The 17,055-nt window shown below is 64.7% G+C and carries 17 protein-coding genes; 8 read left to right on the top strand and 9 right to left on the bottom strand.

What is annotated here, in order from left to right:
• The first annotated feature begins 5 nt into the window (after positions 1 to 5).
• The 5 genes from sufD to IF809_RS03940 all read left to right on the top strand — a co-directional run bounded on the left by sufD (position 6) and on the right by IF809_RS03940 (position 4,001).
• Complete coding sequence (gene sufD / locus IF809_RS03920) at positions 6 to 1,328, top strand: Fe-S cluster assembly protein SufD (RefSeq protein ID WP_462836874.1); 1,323 nt, start codon at positions 6 to 8, stop codon at positions 1,326 to 1,328.
• Positions 1,325 to 2,572, top strand: coding sequence for a cysteine desulfurase (locus IF809_RS03925; protein WP_462836875.1), 1,248 nt, complete (start codon positions 1,325 to 1,327; stop codon positions 2,570 to 2,572). Before sufD ends, IF809_RS03925 begins: the two co-directional genes overlap by 4 nt.
• The gene (locus IF809_RS03930) at positions 2,569 to 2,940 is read left to right on the top strand and encodes an SUF system Fe-S cluster assembly protein (protein WP_092229105.1); all 372 of its coding nucleotides are present in this window, start codon (positions 2,569 to 2,571) and stop codon (positions 2,938 to 2,940) included. Before IF809_RS03925 ends, IF809_RS03930 begins: the two co-directional genes overlap by 4 nt.
• A gap of 49 nt (positions 2,941 to 2,989) precedes the next feature.
• Positions 2,990 to 3,388, top strand: coding sequence for a HesB/IscA family protein (locus tag IF809_RS03935; RefSeq protein ID WP_083514086.1), 399 nt, complete (start codon positions 2,990 to 2,992; stop codon positions 3,386 to 3,388).
• A 184-nt stretch (positions 3,389 to 3,572) separates the two neighbouring features.
• Positions 3,573 to 4,001: a TfoX/Sxy family protein gene (locus tag IF809_RS03940; RefSeq protein WP_462836876.1), complete on the top strand. Its 429-nt coding sequence runs from the start codon at positions 3,573 to 3,575 to the stop codon at positions 3,999 to 4,001.
• 55 nt (positions 4,002 to 4,056) lie between these two features.
• Here the strand turns inward: IF809_RS03940 and fabA are convergent, their stop codons facing one another.
• From fabA to IF809_RS03960, 4 genes are all read right to left on the bottom strand, one after another.
• Positions 4,057 to 4,587, bottom strand: coding sequence for a bifunctional 3-hydroxydecanoyl-ACP dehydratase/trans-2-decenoyl-ACP isomerase (gene fabA, locus IF809_RS03945; RefSeq protein WP_453979082.1), 531 nt, complete (start codon positions 4,585 to 4,587; stop codon positions 4,057 to 4,059).
• Between the two features lie 85 nt (positions 4,588 to 4,672).
• Positions 4,673 to 5,740 (bottom strand): GGDEF domain-containing protein, encoded by a 1,068-nt coding sequence (locus IF809_RS03950; protein WP_453979081.1) that lies wholly within the window; start codon positions 5,738 to 5,740, stop codon positions 4,673 to 4,675.
• 131 nt (positions 5,741 to 5,871) lie between these two features.
• On the bottom strand, positions 5,872 to 7,374 hold the full coding sequence (locus IF809_RS03955) for a DEAD/DEAH box helicase (RefSeq protein WP_462836877.1): 1,503 nt from the start codon (positions 7,372 to 7,374) through the stop codon (positions 5,872 to 5,874).
• A 282-nt stretch (positions 7,375 to 7,656) separates the two neighbouring features.
• Positions 7,657 to 8,619 carry a helix-turn-helix transcriptional regulator gene (locus IF809_RS03960; protein ID WP_462836878.1) on the bottom strand — a complete coding sequence of 321 codons (963 nt, stop codon included), beginning with the start codon at positions 8,617 to 8,619 and terminating at the stop codon, positions 7,657 to 7,659.
• Positions 8,620 to 8,807: 188 nt separating this feature from the next.
• Between IF809_RS03960 and IF809_RS03965 the strand changes: the two genes are divergently transcribed.
• Positions 8,808 to 10,328 (top strand): caspase family protein, encoded by a 1,521-nt coding sequence (locus IF809_RS03965; RefSeq protein ID WP_462836879.1) that lies wholly within the window; start codon positions 8,808 to 8,810, stop codon positions 10,326 to 10,328.
• A 37-nt stretch (positions 10,329 to 10,365) separates the two neighbouring features.
• Here IF809_RS03965 and IF809_RS03970 read toward each other — a convergent pair whose 3' ends face one another.
• Complete coding sequence (locus tag IF809_RS03970; RefSeq protein ID WP_462836880.1) at positions 10,366 to 10,650, bottom strand: hypothetical protein; 285 nt, start codon at positions 10,648 to 10,650, stop codon at positions 10,366 to 10,368.
• A gap of 119 nt (positions 10,651 to 10,769) precedes the next feature.
• On the opposite strand from IF809_RS03970, the gene IF809_RS03975 reads away from it, so the two are divergent.
• Entirely contained in the window at positions 10,770 to 12,059 is a 1,290-nt protein-coding gene (locus tag IF809_RS03975; RefSeq protein ID WP_462836881.1) for an FAD-dependent oxidoreductase, read from the top strand.
• 146 nt (positions 12,060 to 12,205) lie between these two features.
• Positions 12,206 to 12,973, top strand: coding sequence for an outer membrane protein (locus IF809_RS03980; protein WP_462836882.1), 768 nt, complete (start codon positions 12,206 to 12,208; stop codon positions 12,971 to 12,973).
• Positions 12,974 to 13,064: 91 nt separating this feature from the next.
• On the opposite strand, the gene IF809_RS03985 is transcribed toward IF809_RS03980, so the two are convergent.
• The 4 genes from IF809_RS03985 to IF809_RS04000 all read right to left on the bottom strand — a co-directional run bounded on the left by IF809_RS03985 (position 13,065) and on the right by IF809_RS04000 (position 16,838).
• Positions 13,065 to 13,835: an SDR family NAD(P)-dependent oxidoreductase gene (locus tag IF809_RS03985; RefSeq protein WP_128966048.1), complete on the bottom strand. Its 771-nt coding sequence runs from the start codon at positions 13,833 to 13,835 to the stop codon at positions 13,065 to 13,067.
• A 21-nt stretch (positions 13,836 to 13,856) separates the two neighbouring features.
• Positions 13,857 to 14,042, bottom strand: a complete 186-nt coding sequence (locus tag IF809_RS03990) for a hypothetical protein (protein WP_128966049.1) — start codon at positions 14,040 to 14,042, stop codon at positions 13,857 to 13,859.
• Positions 14,043 to 14,241: 199 nt separating this feature from the next.
• Positions 14,242 to 15,813 carry an outer membrane protein gene (locus IF809_RS03995; RefSeq protein ID WP_462836883.1) on the bottom strand — a complete coding sequence of 524 codons (1,572 nt, stop codon included), beginning with the start codon at positions 15,811 to 15,813 and terminating at the stop codon, positions 14,242 to 14,244.
• 242 nt (positions 15,814 to 16,055) lie between these two features.
• Entirely contained in the window at positions 16,056 to 16,838 is a 783-nt protein-coding gene (locus IF809_RS04000; RefSeq protein ID WP_462836884.1) for an outer membrane protein, read from the bottom strand.
• Positions 16,839 to 17,055: the final 217 nt, after the last annotated feature.

A 17,055-nucleotide genomic window follows, 5' to 3' on the forward strand; every position in this document is an offset into this window, starting at 1 on the left:
TTGCAATGAACGTTGCTGTGGCAAAGACCGGAAAGGGCCGCGCCGTGAGCGATCTCTTCGCCAGCGCCGAAGGCCGCCTGCCGGGTTCGCCGGGAGTGGCAGCAGTGCGCCGCGAGGCGTTCGAGACCTATGAGCGTCTCGGTCTGCCGCATCGCCGAATCGAGGAATGGAAATACACCGACCTGCGCGCGCTGGTCGGCGAGGTGCTGCCGCTGGCAGCGGTGCCGGATACAGCCGCGCTGAAGCTCGCCACTGAGGCCGTGAAGGCGCATGCGATTGCCGGCGCCCGCAAGCTGGTGCTGGTCGACGGCGTGTTCGCAGCCGAGCTGTCTGACGTCAGGGCGCTCGCATCCGAGGTCAGCCTCAAGACGCTGCGCGAGATGCTCGCGAATGAGGCCAATCCCCCCGCCGGCGATCTCCTTCGGACCACGTCGACCGATGCGATGATTTCGCTCAATGCGGCCATGGCGACCGACGGCGTCGTGGTCTCGGTGGCCGACGGCACCCGTCTGTCGGCGCCGATCCAGCTCATGCATATCGCGACGGCGGCGGGCGCGTCCGCCTTCACCCGCTCGCATCTGCAGATTGGCAAGAACGCCCGCGCCACTGTTGTCGAGAGCTTCGTCGCTGCCGGAAAAGCTAGCGGGTATCAAGTCAACGATGCGGTGGTGCTCTGGATCGGTGATGACGCTGACGTCGCCCACATACGACTGATGGACGATGCGCCTGACGCGGTGAATGTCACCTCTCACTTCGTGACCGTCGGCGCCAATACCAAGCTGAACTTCTTCAACATGACGACGGGCGCCGCCGTCAGCCGCCTGCAGGGCTTCATCACGCTGGCGGGCGAGGGCAGCGAGCTCTCGGCCAACGGCGTCAATCTTCTGCAGAAGACCGAGCATGGCGACACCACGCTGGTGGTCGATCACGCCGTGCCGAACTGCGTCAGCCGCGAGACTTTCCGCGCTGTCATCGACGACCGCGCCCATTCGGTGTTCCAGGGCCGCATCATCGTCCGTCCCGATGCGCAGAAGACCGACGGCAAAATGATGACCCGGGCGCTTCTGCTCTCGGACGAAGCCGAGGCCGACAACAAGCCCGAACTCGAGATCTTCGCTGACGACGTCTCCTGCGGCCACGGCGCCACCGCCGGCGCGCTGGACGACAGCCTGCTGTTCTACCTCAAGGCTCGCGGCCTGCCGGAGAAGCAGGCCCAGGCGCTGCTGATCCAGGCCTTCGTCGGTGAGGCGATCGAGCAGATCGCGGACGATGGGCTCCGTGAGCACGTGATCGGCATCGCCGAGCGCTGGCTGGAGCGGCGGTCATGAGCACGCATCCTGCGGTCGAGAACGGGGCCTATGACGTCGCGCGCGTGCGCCAGGATTTTCCGGCGCTCGCCATGCAGGTCTACGGCAAGAAGCTGGTCTATCTCGACAACGCCGCCTCCGCGCAAAAGCCGAGCGCCGTGCTCGAGCGCATGACGCAGGCCTATACGAGCGAATACGCCAACGTGCATCGCGGCCTGCATTACCTCGCCAATGCCGCGACGGAAGCCTATGAGGGCGGTCGCACCAAGGTGGCGCAGTTCATCAACGCGCCCCGTACGGAAGAAGTGATCTTCACCCGCAATGCCACCGAGGCGATCAACCTGGTCGCCTCGTCCTGGGGCGGGCCGAACATCGGGGAGGGCGACGAGATCGTCCTCTCGATCATGGAGCATCACTCCAATATCGTGCCATGGCATTTCCTCAGGGAGCGTCAGGGGGCCGTCATCAAGTGGGCGCCCGTCGACGACGAGGGCAATTTCCTCATCGACGAGTTCGAGAAGCTGCTCACCTCGAAGACCAAGCTGGTCGCGATCACGCAGATGTCGAACGCGCTCGGCACCATCGTGCCGGTCAAGGATGTCGTGAAGATCGCCCACGCGCGCGGCATTCCCGTGCTGGTCGACGGCAGCCAGGGTGCGGTGCATCTGCCGGTCGATGTCCAGGACATCGGCTGCGACTTCTACGTCTTCACCGGGCACAAGGTGTACGGTCCGACCGGCATCGGCGTGCTCTGGGCCAAGTACGATCACCTCGTCGCAATGCGCCCCTATAATGGCGGCGGCGAGATGATCCGCGAGGTCTCGCGCGAGATCGTCACCTATGGCGATCCTCCGCACAAATTCGAGGCGGGCACGCCCGCGATCGTCGAAGCGGTAGGTCTTGGTGCCGCCATCGACTACGTCAATTCGATCGGCAAGGAGCGCATCGCCGCGCACGAGCACGATCTCACGGCCTATGCCCAGGATCGCCTGCGCGAGATCAATTCGCTGCGGCTGATCGGCACGGCCCGCGGCAAGGGACCGGTGATCTCCTTCGAGCTCAAGGGCGCGCACGCCCATGACGTCGCGACCGTGATCGATCGTCAGGGTATCGCTGTTCGCGCCGGCACCCATTGCGTGATGCCGCTTTTAGAACGGTTCAACGTGACCGCGACCTGCCGGGCCTCGTTCGGCATGTATAATACGCGGGAAGAAGTCGATCATCTGGCACAGGCGCTGCTCAAGGCGCGGGATTTGTTCGCATGAGTGACACGGCCGAAATCAAAGCCAATCCGATGGAGACCCATTCGGCGTTGCCGCCGGAGGAAACCGAGCGGCTGACCCGTGAAATCATCGCCGGGCTCAAGACCGTGTTCGACCCGGAAATCCCGGCGGACATCTACGAACTCGGCCTGATCTACAAGGTCGAGATCAAGGACGATCGTTCCGTCGACGTGCAGATGACGCTGACGACGCCGAACTGTCCGGCTGCCGGCGAGCTGCCGACCATGGTCGAGAATGCGGTCGCCAGCGTCCCCGGCGTCGGCGTGGTCGACGTCAAGGTCGTCTGGGAGCCGGCCTGGACGCCGGAGCGCATGAGCGACGAGGCCCGCCTCGTACTCAACATGTGGTGACGGTCTCTGCTCGCATTGAATTCGCTTCGGAACGGACCAAATAAATAACATGACCCAGGCGACACCAGCTTCGACACCAAAGCCCCGGCGTCCGCGCCCTCAGGTGATGCGGCTAACGGACGCCGCAGCCCAGCGCATCAGCGAGCTGACGCAGCGTGCGGACTCCGAGATCGTCGGCCTGCGCGTCGGCGTGAAGAACGGCGGCTGTGCCGGCCAGTCCTACACGGTCGAATATGCCCACGAGATCCGCCCGACCGACGAGGTCGTCGAGGACAAGGGCGTCAAGATCCTGGTCGATCCCAAGGCCGTGCTGTTTCTGCTCGGCACCGAGATGGACTACAAGGCCGATAAGATGCAGGCCCAGTTCGTCTTCAACAACCCCAACCAGATCTCCGCCTGCGGCTGCGGCGAGTCTGTCGAACTGCGTCCCGCCAAGATCGACGGGTAGGCCCCGTCTCACGCTTCTTCGCTCCGCCGTCGTCCCTGCGAACGCAGGGACCCATACCGCGTTGTCTCTCCGTGACATGCGGTGTGAATACTATGCTGGCGCGACTACCAGTCTTCGCTAAACTGCTCCCTGTGGTTATGGCTCCCTGCGTTCGCAGGGACGACGATGGGGAGAGAGTTGGGCCATGGACCGCGAATTCCTGATCGACCTGTTCGCCGATTTCGGCCCGGTCACAATCCGCAAGATGTTTTCCGGCTACGGCATCTCCGCCGACGGCATCAATTTCGCGCTGTCCCTGCGTGCCGGCCTGTTCTTCCGCGCCGACGAGCAGACGATCCCCGACTTTGAAGCGGAAGGCTCAAAGCCGTTCCAGTATTCGACCCGCGCCAAGACCGTGCTGGTGAATTCCTATTGGGAGCTGCCGGCGCGCCTGTTCGACGATTCCCAGGAGCTGGCGCAATGGGCGAGGGCGGCGCTTGCCGCCGCCCAGCGCGCCAAGGTGAAGAAGCGGCCGAAGAAGAAAACTGCGGCGAAGAAGTCCTTAGCGAAGAAGGCTGCCAAGAAGACGGTGCGTAGGGTGGGTAAAGCGAAATGTGCCCACGGTTCGAAATAATCAGGTCGAGATCGCGGGCACGGCGCGTGCGCGCCTTTGCCAGCCCTACGAGATCTCAATCCGCGGCCTTGGTCAGGCCGACACGCATGTCCTTTGCGACGAAGACGCAGACACCGTCCGCAACCACGCGGCCGTCGGCAATGCCGAGCACGAGCTTGCCGCGCCGGACCATGCGCATGGCGACCTCGTAGCGCACCGATCGTGTTTCCGGCGTGACCGCTCCCGTCACCTCGACCTCGCCGACGCCGATGGCGCGGCCCTTGCCCGGCGAGCCCGACCAGCCGAGCCAATAGCCGATCATCTGCCACATCGCGTCCAGGCCCAGACTTCCCGGCATCATCGCGTCACCGCGATAGTGGCAGTCGAAGAACCAATGATCCGGCACGATGTCGAGCTCGCCGACGATGTGGCCCTTGCCGAATTCGCCGCCATCCAGGCTGATCTCGGTGATCCGGTCCATCATGAGCATCGGCGGCGCCGGCAATTGCGCGTTGCCCGGGCCGAAATAGCCGCCTTCGCTCGATCTCAGCAGCTCGTCCTTGCTGTAGGACGGCTGCGGCGTGTGAAAATCATGGGGATTGGGCACGACGATTGGTCCTCGCTGAGCAGGCAGCGAGGAAGATGTTGCTCGTCAGGTTGCAATGTCAAGCGCCGGCGGTGCGCCGCGCGCGTCATGCCACCCGGTTATGCGTCTCGACCGCGTATTCCGGATCGGCTTCGCAGATCACGCGGTTGCGGCCATTGCGCTTGGCCGCGTAGAGGCAGGCATCGGCGCGCTCGATCAGCGCGTCGGTGTCGTCGCCCTGCTTCAGCATCGATACGCCAACGGAAATGGTGACGCGGCCGAGGATCTCGCCGGTCGACTTCTTCTTCAACTCCTTCGCCATCACGGCGCGGCGGATGTGGTCGGCGACGGTGAGAGCCTGGCGCAGCGCGGTGTTGGGTAGCACCACCGCGAACTCCTCGCCGCCGTAGCGCGCCGTGATGTCCTGGCCCTTGATGGTCTGCTTCAGCGATAGGCCGACCAGCCGCAGCACCTGATCGCCGGTGAGGTGGCCATAGGAATCGTTGAACGACTTGAAATGGTCGATGTCGAGCAGCAGCAGCGAGAGCGGCTCGTCGCCGGCAAGCGCGCTCTGCACGGCCATGCCGATCATGCGGTCGAAATATTTGCGATTGCCGAGGCCGGTCAAGGGATCGGTCAGGCTCTCGGCGCGGATCGCTTCCAGGCTCTGCTGGAGATTGCTGATCTCGTTCTTCGACAGGGTCAGCCGGTCTTCCAGCGCCTTGTTGGTCTCGCGCATTTCGCCGGTCGAGCGCAACAGCGCCTCGACGATCGCCTTGATCTGCTCGCGGCTGCTCGCCGAGGCGAGTTGCTCGCTGGCGCCCGACAGGCTGGCGTCGTAGGTGCCGGTCATGCCGAGTGCGTCGCTTAACACCGTCATGACGTCGTCGATCTCGCCGATGACGCGCGCACCGACCTTGTCGATACGGTCGGTCGTCTTGATATGGGAGAGATAGGTGTCGTAGATCTGCTCGAGATCGGCTTCGGTCAGCTTGCCGTGACGCGCGAGCGTCTCGTTGATGATCTTGTTGAGCGGCGCGTTGTAGCCGGTCGCGTAGACGTACCAGATCTCGTAATTGCGGGGAATTGCGGTCTGCTTCAGCGACCGGATCTGACCGAGCGCCACCTCGGCGAACGCCATCGTGCGTTCGTGTTCATCGAGCACTTTGACCACAGAACATACCCCACGGCGGTCGATGCGCCCATCGACCGCAGCAATGCTTTTAAATTATGTTCGTAGGCTAACGGACGATGATGAACGGTCGGTAAACGTTCGGCCGTTCAACTCAGGCGTGTATCGCGGTGTCAGGCGCCGGCCGGGGAGCGGACCGGGCGCAGCAGAAACGCGGGGAGATGCGAGTGATCGCCGGGCTCGGTGTCGGCCTCGCGCTGGCGGCGCGGCTCGGGGCGACCGATCGACGGCACGTGCGAATGATTGCCCTGGGGGCGGGAGCCGTGACGTGGCTCCGACGACGGCCTCGCTTCGCGCGGAGGCCTTGCCTCGCGTGCCGGCCGCGCTTCGGTTGAAGGCCGGGCCTCGCCGCGCGGCTCGTGGCTGCGCTCACGATCGTGGCCGCGCTGACCGCGCTCGCGCGGCGACTTGCCGCGTCCGCCGCGGGAACGCTCACGGCCGCGCTGCTCGCGCGGGCGCTCGGCCGAATCGCCGGCTTCCGCGTGGATTTCGTAGTCGCCTTCGGCCCGCGGGATGCTCTGGCCGATCAGCTTCTCGATCGCGGCCATGGACTTCTGCTCGAGCGGCGTCACGATCGAGATCGCGGTGCCGGTACGGCCGGCGCGGCCGGTGCGGCCGATCCGGTGGACATAGTCGTCCGCATGGTGAGGGACGTCGAAATTGAAGACGTGGCTGACCTCGGGAATGTCGAGGCCGCGGGCGGCGACGTCGGAGGCGACGAGGAGGGGCAGCTCGCCCTTGCGGAACTGGTCGAGCGCGGCCATGCGGGCGGGCTGGTCCATGTCGCCGTGCAGCGCGCCGACGCTGAAGCCGTGCTTCTGAAGCGATTTGTGAACGATCGCGACCTCGCGCTTGCGATTGCAGAAGATAATCGCGTTCTTGAGATCCTTGGCCTCGCGCAAGAGGCGGCGCAGCAGCTCCCGCTTCTCATGCGCCTCGCGGCCGGCGGGCACCTGCGACTGCGTCACGGTGACGGCGGTGGTGGCGGGCTTGGAGACCTCGACCTTCTGCGGATTGTGCAGGAAGGCCTCGGTGATGCGCCGGATTTCCGGCGGCATGGTCGCGGTGAAGAACAGGGTCTGCCGCGTGAACGGGACGAGCTTGCAGATGCGCTCGATGTCGGGGATGAAGCCCATGTCCAGCATCCGGTCCGCTTCGTCGATGACGAGCAGCTCGACGCCGGTGAGCAGCAGGCCGCCGCGCTCGGTATGGTCGAGCAGACGGCCCGGGGTGGCGATCAGCACGTCGACGCCGCGCGTCAGCTTGGCATCCTGGTCGCCGAAGGAGACGCCGCCGATCAGCAGGGCGACGTTGAGTTTCTGGCCTGCGCCGTAGCGGTCGAAGTTTTCCTTCACCTGCGCCGCAAGCTCGCGGGTCGGCTCCAGGATCAGCGTGCGCGGCATACGCGCGCGGGCGCGACCCTTTTCGAGGATGGTGAGCATCGGCAGCACGAAGGCTGCGGTCTTGCCGGTGCCGGTCTGGGCGATGCCGAGCACGTCCTTGCGTGCGAGGACGTGAGGGATCGCCTGTTCCTGAATGGGGGTGGGGTTGGTGTAACCGGTGGCCGCTACTGCGGCGAGGACTTTTTCGGAGAGTCCGAGATTGGAAAAGGACATTGAGCCTCTGGTCGAAACCGCCGTTCGGAATCGAGGGTAAAAAGGCTGTCGCGTTCCACCCCGAAACGGCGCGCTCTCAAAGAAGCTGGGGGTGCTGACTCACGCGAACAAAGCGCAAGGCTCAGGAATCGCTCTTCGATCTGAGCCGCGTCGACCCGGAACATAGGGAGGAATCCGCCAAAGTCAATGGAGCGGGCGCGGGAAGACCCTAAAAACCCTAAGGTTTTTGCTCAAATCACGGGCGCGGCTTGGCTTTTCGGCAGCAAGCGGCCGGGCGGGTGGTTAACGCAACCGTGCGGCCTTGGTCCGGAAATCGCCGGGCGCCATGCCATAGGCGGCGTTGAAAACCCGGTAATACGTCGCCAGGCTCTCGAAGCCGCAGGCGGCGGCGATGTCGGCGATCAGCCGCTCCGGCGCTTCGCGCATCAGGAGGCGGCTTCGCTTTAGCCGCTCCTCGGTCACGGTCTGGGAGAAGCTGCGCTCCGCCGCCTCGAACAGCATGTGCAAATGGCGCACGGAGATGCCGAGCAGATCGGCCACTCGCGTCGGCGCCAGATCGGGGTCCTGCAAATGGCGGGCGATTAGGCGCCGCGCCAGCGACAGGCGGGCGGTCCGGAGCGCGGCCTGTCCGCGCCGGCTGCCCGGCCTGACGATGCCGCGCTCGATCAGCGCCAAATGTCCCAGCGCCTGCACCAGCGGCGCGGAGTCGGAGGAGGCTTCGTTCGCGGCCGCCTCGCCGAGATCGGCAAAGCAGGCATCGAGCAGGGCGTGTAGAGCGGGATCGCTAAAAGGTTTTGGCGCAAGCTCGCGCATGCGCTTGTCCTGGGTTGCAAGGCCGCGGACGGGGATCTTCAGGATGCGCAGGTGGAAGCCTGAAGCGCCCAACGGCCTGGTGCGGTAGGGCAGGTCGGTGTGGCTGGTTGCGAAGCTGCCATTGGCGATCGCGAAATCGCTGGAGCGCATGCCGCCGAACCAGCCGCCGCCACCGAGCTGCTGGTAGACGCAGATGCTGTCACCCGGCGCGCGGTCGATGTCGGCATGGCTCCGTTCGACCGCGTATGACGAGGCTTTCAGCTCGACCAGTCCGCCGCCGCCGACCTGGCTCAGCGAGAACTCACCATGGAAGTCGCCGCGCCGTTCGCGATCGAGTTCCGCCGTAACCCCGAACAGCCCCTTGGCGCGAACCTCGCGCCAATAATCGAAGCGTTCGAGCGGCTCGACCTCGTCGGTGCACCAGCGATACACGGTAGCCCCTCGTCCCCAATGGAATGCCCGCAAGAATGAGCAGATTCCGCGGGAATCTGCCATAGGCGAGATGGCGAATGGACAAGCTCCGCGCGGTTGAACCCTCGATGCAATTGGACCGACTATCACATCGACGGCGCAGGGTTCCGCCGGGAAGCGGGCGAGCCGTTCTGAAGGGGAATGTCACGATGACGCGGCGGTTTTTGAGGACTCTGGCAGCGCTCGGCCTGGCGGCGAGCCTCAGCGGTGTCACAGGCGCCGCACATGCCGAAAAGCGCGTCGCGCTCGTCGTCGGCAACAACGACTACAAGAACGTTCCAAAACTCCTGAAGGCCGTGAACGACGCCCGCACCATGGGCGACACGCTGAAGCAGCTCGGCTTCCAGGTGATGGTCGCCGAAAACCAGAACCGTCAGCAATTTACCGAGACGCTGCTTGCCTTCGACCGGGCCATCGAGCCCGGCGACACCGCGTTCTTCTTCTATGCCGGCCACGGCTTCGAGATCGCGGGCCAGAACTATCTGCTGCCGACCGACGTGCCGGCGGCGACCGAAGGCCAGGAAGAGCTGGTGCGCGATGCCTCCATTCTGGCGGATCGCGTGGTGGAGCGTCTCCAGAACAAGAAGGCACGCACCTCGATCCTGGTGTTCGATGCCTGCCGCAACAATCCGTTCGAACGATCGGGTACGCGCGCGGTCGCCGGCGGCGGCGGGCTTGCGCCGATGACGCAATTGCCCGAGGGCGTGTTCTCGGTGTTCTCCGCCGGCCCGCGCCAGACCGCGCTCGATCGGCTTTCCAACGACGATTCAAATCCCAATTCGGTGTTCACGCGCACCTTCGCCAAGGAGCTGCTGCAGCCCGGCGAAAACCTCGTGCAGGTCGCGCAGCACACGCGCCGCCTGGTCAGCGAGATGGCCGACACCGTCAAGCACAAGCAGGTGCCGGTTTATTTCGACCAGATGGTCGACGACGTTTTCCTCAGCGGTGCAGCCAAGGACGCAGCAACCGCTGCGCGACCGGCCGATCCGCCGCCGCAGAAGGTCGCCGCGCTGCCGCCCGTCTCGGTGCCGCGCGTGCCGCGGGAGGAGACCACCAACGCGCCGATCGCGAGCTTCTCGCGCCACAACGGCGGCTGGAGCGTGACGTTCTCCTTCGCCGATCCCACGGTCGGCATTTCCTGGCGCATGGCAGGCAATAGCGATTTCCGCGAGACCGGTTTCATGGACACCCTCGATCCGCGCACACGCAAGCGGATGCCGAACCCCTCGATCGAGCTGCCTGCGGATGCGCAGGCCGGCACCATCGAGGTTCGCTACGTCGACGCCGCCGGCGACATGCAGGGCCCGTTCCCGATCAAGTTCGACCCTGAAGCCGCGCTGATCCGCGATCAGCGCAAGATCCTCGACATGACCGCCACCAGCTGGCTCTCGTTCCGCCAGTTCAACGGCCTGCTGGTCTATTATTCCCATCTGCTGTCGTATCGCTGCGCGATCCGCGAAGCGCGGATCGGCATCGACACGGCGGTGCCTGACAAGGTGCTGAAGCTGCCGCCCTGCGATCTTCGCGATCCGTCTGCCATCACTGCCGGCATGCAGCTCTATGAGAAGCTGCCGGCAGCGACGCAGTTCATGTCCGTCGAACTGACTTATCGGGACGGCAGTGTATCCGAGGTCAAGACGTTCCGGACCGCGAACCGCAGCAACAATTGAGCCGTGCCTGGAACCCGGGGAGGCGGATGCCGCCCCGTTATGCGCGAGGCTTGCGCAAGAAGCGCTTGAGCGAGTCGAAGGCCTCGATCAAAGGCGGCGCGAGCGAGAAAAACGCTCCCATGGCGATCGAGATGATGACGTGGCTGAGCAGGAACTTTTCCTGCTCCTCAAAGGGAGAGCCACGCTGATCGATCGGCACCGGCGCAAGCGCGCCGGTTTTGCGCGGATACGGACCGCGCGACCTGCGCGGCGGCAGCATGATCACGACAAAAAGCACGTTGATCAGCAACCAGATGCCAAACACTATGAGCAGGGTGCGCACTGCAAGATCATCCTCAAGTCAGCCGAAACGGTCGACGACGGGACGGTCACTCGGAAACCCAGTCAACCAGCTCGGACTTGTTCTGTCGCAGGCGGACAAGGGTCGTAGGCGAGGATCGGATGGAAGCAGATACGCCACAGCGGACCCCGCGTCACTCCGTGAGAACCCGGTGTTGCATCGTTGGCGGGGGCCCCGCCGGCATGATGCTCGGCTATCTCCTCGGACGGGCCGGCGTCGATGTCGTGGTGCTGGAGAAGCACGCCGATTTCTTCCGCGACTTTCGCGGCGACACCGTGCATCCTTCGACGCTTCAGGTGATGGACGAGCTCGGCCTGATCGACGGCTTCCTCAGACTGCCGCATCAGCGCCTGCAGACCTTGGACGGCCTGATCGGCGGCAGCAAGGTACGGATCGCCGATTTGCGCCGGCTACATACGAAGTACCCCTTCATCGCCTTCATGCCGCAATGGGATTTCCTGAATTTCCTGCGCGAGGCCGGTAAGCGCTTCGCCTCGCTCAAGGTGCTGATGAACACGGAAGCAGTCGACCTGATCCGCCACGGCGAGGTCATCGCCGGCGTGCGCGCCCGGACGCCCGATGGCATCGTCGACATCGAGGCCGATCTCACCATCGCCTGTGACGGCCGGCACTCGACGGTGCGCGAGCGTGCGGGGCTCAGCGTGGAGGAGATCGGCGCGCCGATGGACGTGCTGTGGTTCCGGGTGGGACGAACGCCCGACCAGAGCGAGAATTTGTTCGCGCGTGTCGAAACCGGCAAGATGATGGTCACCTTCGATCGCGGCGACTATTGGCAATGCGCCTATGTCATCGCCAAGGGGCAATATGATGCGGTGAAGGCGAGGGGGTTGCCGGCACTGCTCGACGACGTCGTGCGCATGGCGCCGATCCTCAAGCAGGGCATCGCCGAGGTAAAGAGTTTTGACGACGTCAAATTGCTGACGGTCGCCATCAATCGCTTGAAACGCTGGACGCGACCCGGATTGCTTCTGATCGGCGATGCCGCGCATGCGATGTCGCCGGTCGGCGGCGTCGGCGTCAATCTGGCCGTGCAGGACGCGGTCGCGACCGCGAACCTGCTTGCGGACAAATTGAGCCGCGGTTGCCCCACCGAGGATGAGCTCGATGCCGTCAGCCGACGCCGCGCGTTCCCGGTGAAGATGACGCAGGCCATGCAGGTGGTCGTGCAGAACAACATCATCAGCGGCGCGCTGAAGGGTGGCGATCGGCCGCTCAAGGTGCCGCTGATCGTGCGGCTGATCACCGCCCTGCCGTGGCTTCAGCGTATCCCGGCGCGCTTCATTGCGATCGGTGTCCGGCCCGAGCACGTGCATTCGCCGGCCGCGCCGCAATCCCAGCGCAGGGATCCGGTAGGGATAATGTCGCGTTAAATTGCGCTTTCCGCGTTGCGCGCGTGCAACAGCGCAGACGGATTCAAGGAACGTCCCCGACCAATCCGGCGCCTTAACTTTCTTGATTCAAATTTGAGTAAGAACTGCGTGTGAGCGTGCGCCCATCAAAGGACACGGGGTGTACCATGCGTAACAAATTGATTGCCGCCTTCGCCTGCACGACCGCTCTGGTTACGACCGGTGCTGCTTCCGCCGCCGATCTCGCCGCGCGTCCCTACACCAAGGCTCCCGCCTATATCGAGCCGCTGTTCAACTGGACCGGCTTCTATGTCGGCGGCCATATCGGCGGCGCCTGGACCAACGAGCAGTTCATCAACAACGGCACGGGTGCGGCGTTCGGCGATCTGACGCCGGGCCAGGGCTATCGCCAGCGCAACTCGGGTGTCATGGGCGGCGCCCAGATCGGCTACAATTGGCAGGCCAACAACTACGTGTTCGGCATGGAAGGGACGATCTCCGGCCTCGACAACAAGGGCACGATCGTGAACACCGCGTTCGCTCCGGCCGGCAACGTCTTCAGCTGGCGCGCCAACGTGCTCGCCACCGTCGTCGGCCGCGCCGGCTTCGCCGTGCAGAACAACCTGTTCTACATCAAGGGCGGGTATGCCGGCGTGAACAACCGCCTGTCGGTGACCGACACCGTCGGAGTGACCGGCTCGGGTGGTCAGACCCATTGGGCCAATGGCTGGACCGTGGGCGCCGGCTGGGAATACGGCATCACCCGCAACTGGATCGTCGGCCTCGAGTACAATTACGCGGCGTTCGGCAGCCAGACCTATCAGCTCGGCGGCACCGCGGGTAACTACACCTTCGATGCCAAGCCGCGCGATATCCAATGGGCGGTCGTCCGCGCCAGCTACAAGTTCGACGCGCCAGTGATCGCGCGCTACTGAGCAACAAACGACCAATCGAAGAAAAGTCACGACCACATTAAAAGCCCCGGCTTCCACCGGGGCTTCTTTTTGTGTGTGCCGCGGTTGCGCCTCAGGCCATGATCGAGAAGCCGCCATCGACGGGGATCGCGGTCCCCGTGACGAAGTTCGAGGCGGGGGAGGCGAGGAACACGGCGATGCCGGCGAAATCGTCGATGTCGCCCCAGCGCCCCGCGGGCGTGCGCGCCAGCACGCGCTCGTGCAAGCCCGACACCTGCTTGCGTGCGCCCCGGGTGAGATCGGTGTCGATCCAGCCCGGCAGAATGGCATTGACCTGGATGTTATCGGGCGCCCAGGCATTGGCGCAGGCGCGCGTGTACTGCACGATGCCGCCCTTGCTCGCGGCATAGGCGGTCGCAAAGCTCGCACCGAAGATCGACATCATCGAGCCGATATTGATCACCTTGCCGTTGCCGGATGCCTTGAGCGCCGGATAGGCCAGCTTCGAGCAGACGAAAGCGCTGGTGAGGTTGGTGTCGATCACCTTGTTCCACTCGTCGAGCTCGAGCTCGTGCGGCGGCTTGCGGATACTCATGCCGGCGTTGTTGATCAGGACGTCGATGCGGCCGAGCTCCCTGACGACGCGGTCGATCATGGCGGCGACCGCCGCCTTGTCGGTGACGTCGGTGGTGACCGATATCGCCTTCACACCGCGTGCCCTGAGATCGGCGACGGCTGCCGCCGATTTGGCTTCATTGCGTCCTATCACGGCGATATCGGCGCCGGCGTCGGCCAGCCCATGCGCGAGGCCGAGCCCAATGCCGCCATTGCCGCCTGTGACGATCGCGACCTTGCCGCGGAGATCGAACCGGTTGGATGTCATGCTTTCACGTCCTGGTTTCTTCTATTGGTTGCTTTGCCAGATCAGCACCAGCCCGAAGCCTGCCATGGCGGCGCCGTAGCCGGCCCATTGCAGCTGGTTGATCATGAAGCTCGATCGCGGCCAGGCGATGGTGCCGGTGCCCTGTCCGATCCAGAGCAGCCCGACGGCGAGGGCAAACAGGCCTGCGACAAGCAGAAATCTGCGCATGCATTCCTCCCCATTGGACGGCTTCTGTCGCGGCCTGCGGCAAGCGATCGCCGCAGGTCACGAAAACTTCCCGCAAGACTAGCCGTAGCTTCGGTGCAGATACAATGCCGGACCTAGGGCCGCGAAAGGCAGTGTGGCCGATCGAGTCAAGAAAAAGCCCCGGACCGGGCCGGGGCTTCCGCTGTTCAGGCTGACCGGCTCAATACTTCGCGACCACTGGCCCGGCGTTGAAGCGATACACAAGCGAGGTGCTGATGGTCTGCACCCAGGGTTTAAAGGTGACGGACATGCCACTCGGAGCGCCGCCGAAGTTGGGCGTGAACGTCAGCGGCAGCGAAGTGCGATCATAGTAGGCGCTCCGGTACTCCGTCTTCATGAACCAGCCCGGCGCGGCTATGCCGAAGATGTTCAGGCTGTTCTCCACGCCGCCGCCGACGAACCAGCCGTCGCGATGGAACGAAGGAGCCGTGTACAAGGGCGTGGTGGGCAGGAACAGCGAGTTCAGCGTGGTGCCCGACCACTCCGAGCCCGTATAGCCCGCATTGACGTAGGACAGGACGTTCGGAGCGGCGAGATAGCCGAGCCGCAGGCCGGCCGCGTAGCTGGTGCGAAGCTTCTCGGTCCCCTCTGCATTGGCCATGAAGGTTTGGGTGAGGGAGCCTCTGATGTCGCCGAACTGGCCGTCCGCAAACGCGCCCGCGACCCAATTGCCGGCGAATTGCCAATCGTAACCGGCGCCGACCGTTCCGAACCAGCCGCTGCCGCCGAGGCGTTGATCGCGCATGATCTGCATCACGGGCGGCGCGGTGGTCTCGATGCTGCTGTCCGCCGCCCAGAGTCCGCCGCCGGCGCCGCCGAAGATGTAGAACCCGGTCCAGTTCGGGCCGGCAAGGGTCGCGGGAGCCTTGGCGTAGAGACGCGGAGCGAGGTCTTCTGCAGTCGCAGGCATGCCCTTGTCGTTGAAGCGGTAGACCAGCGACGTGCTGATCGTTTGCACCCACGGTTTGAAGGTGAGGGCGGCCCCCGCGGGCGCCCCGGCAACCCCGCCTCCGCAGCCGAGCGCAGCGCCGGCGGCCGTGCAGGTCTCCGCCAAAGTGGTGCGGTCGTAGAAGGCTGATCGATATTCAGTTTTCATGAACCAGCCCGGCGCATTGATGCCCAGGATGTTGAGATTGTTCTCGACGCCGCCGCCGACGAAAAAGCCATTGCGATGGAACGAGGGGGTCGAGGTGAGCGGGTCGGTCGTGGTTCCCGGGAGGACGGACAGAGACGACAAGCCCACGCCGGACCATTCAGAGCCGGAATAGCCGGCGTTCACATAGGACAAGACGTTCGGGGCGACGAGGTAGCCGAGTCGCGCGCCTGCGGCGTAGCTCGTGCGGAGCTTCTCGCGGCCTTCGAAGACCCCGTTGGTATCAGACAGCGAGCCGCGGATCTCTCCGAACTGGCCGTCAGCGAACACGCCGGCGATCCAGCGGCTGCCAAATTGCCAATCGTAACCGAGGCCGACGGTGCCGAACCAGCCGCTGCCACCGAGCCGCTCATCACGGGTCAGCGGCGTGCCGATACCAAACCCGGCTCCGTTGTCGACCACATTGCTGTCGGCATTCCAGAGACCGCCGCCACCGCCGCCGAAGACGTAGAAGCCGGTCCACGCGGTCGGAGACGCGATGGGAGCCTTCACATAGGGCCTGGCTGCGAGATCGGCCGCCTCGGCGGATCCTGAACAAGCCGCAATTGCCGCGAGTGCGACGACGAACTTCTGTCTCATTTCCAATTCCCTGCCTTCCACAGCCGATGTGCGGGAACCATAGGAAGATTCCGTCGAAATGGCTGTTACCGGCCGGCAACAAGACGAGAAGCGGGGTAGGGGCTGTTGCGACGTCTTTCGACTTTGCCCGCCGGTGTCACCATGGGGGCGCGAGGGCGCGTTTCGGTGTCGATGCCCGCAACAACGCAAAAGCCCCGGCCGATGCCCGGGGCTTTGACGTCTGAAGTGGAATTCAGTTCAGCTCAGTACTTGGCGACGACCGGACCGGTCCAGTTGAAGCGATAGACCAGCGAGGTCGAGATCGTCTGGTTCCAGCTGTTGGCGCGGATGTCGCGACCGACCAGAGCGTTGGTGCCGTCGACCAGTTCGTTCGAGGTCTTGGCGTTGTAGAAGGCCGAACGATACTCGGTCTTCATGAACCAGCCGGGCGAGGTGATGCCGAAGATGTTCAGGCTGTTCTCGACGCCGCCGCCGATGAACCAGCCGTTGCGGTTGTAGCCGTTCAGGTGGATGCCGGCCGGAACGCCAGCCAGGGTCATGAAGCTGGTGCTGCCGAAGTGAGCGCCAGAGTAACCGCCGTTGACGTAGGAGAGGACGTTCGGGGCGACCAGCCAGCCGAGGCGCACACCGGCGGCCCACGAGTCTTCCAGCTTCTGGTTGCCGGTGATGCCGACGGTCGGATCCTGGATGGTGGCGCGGATGCTGCCGAACTGACCGTCAGCGAACACGCCGGCGACCCAGGTGCTGTTGAACTGCCAGTCGTAACCGAGACCGACGGTGCCGAACCAGCCCGAACCACCCTGGCGCTGGTCGATGGTCAGCGCGGTGTTGGTGCCGGTGGTCTGGACATGCTGGTCGGCGTTCGAGAGACCGCCGCCGCCGCCGCCGAAGATGTAGAAGCCGGTCCAGTTGGCGACGGGAGCCGCCATCGGGGCCTTCACGTACGGACGGGCCGCAAGGTCAGCCGCCGAGGCCGAACCGGTCATCGCAGCAACCGCGGCCAGTGCGAGCACAATCTTCTTCATGATGAAATCCCCAACCTTGGTTCGTAGCAGGCGCGAGCGCACTGAAGTCCGTGTGATCTGATGCCTGAACTATAGACGGTTCTCGCCGAAATGCTGTTGCAGGGCAGGCACAGTCGCCGGAAAACGCCCGCCGGCCGGGTTTGGCGACGCTGTTGGCGCCCCCCCCCCCCGCCCCCCCCCCCCCCCCCCCCCTCCCACTCCCTCAGACACGACCGCC

The sequence above is a fragment of the Bradyrhizobium sp. UFLA06-24 genome (genome assembly GCF_054967145.1).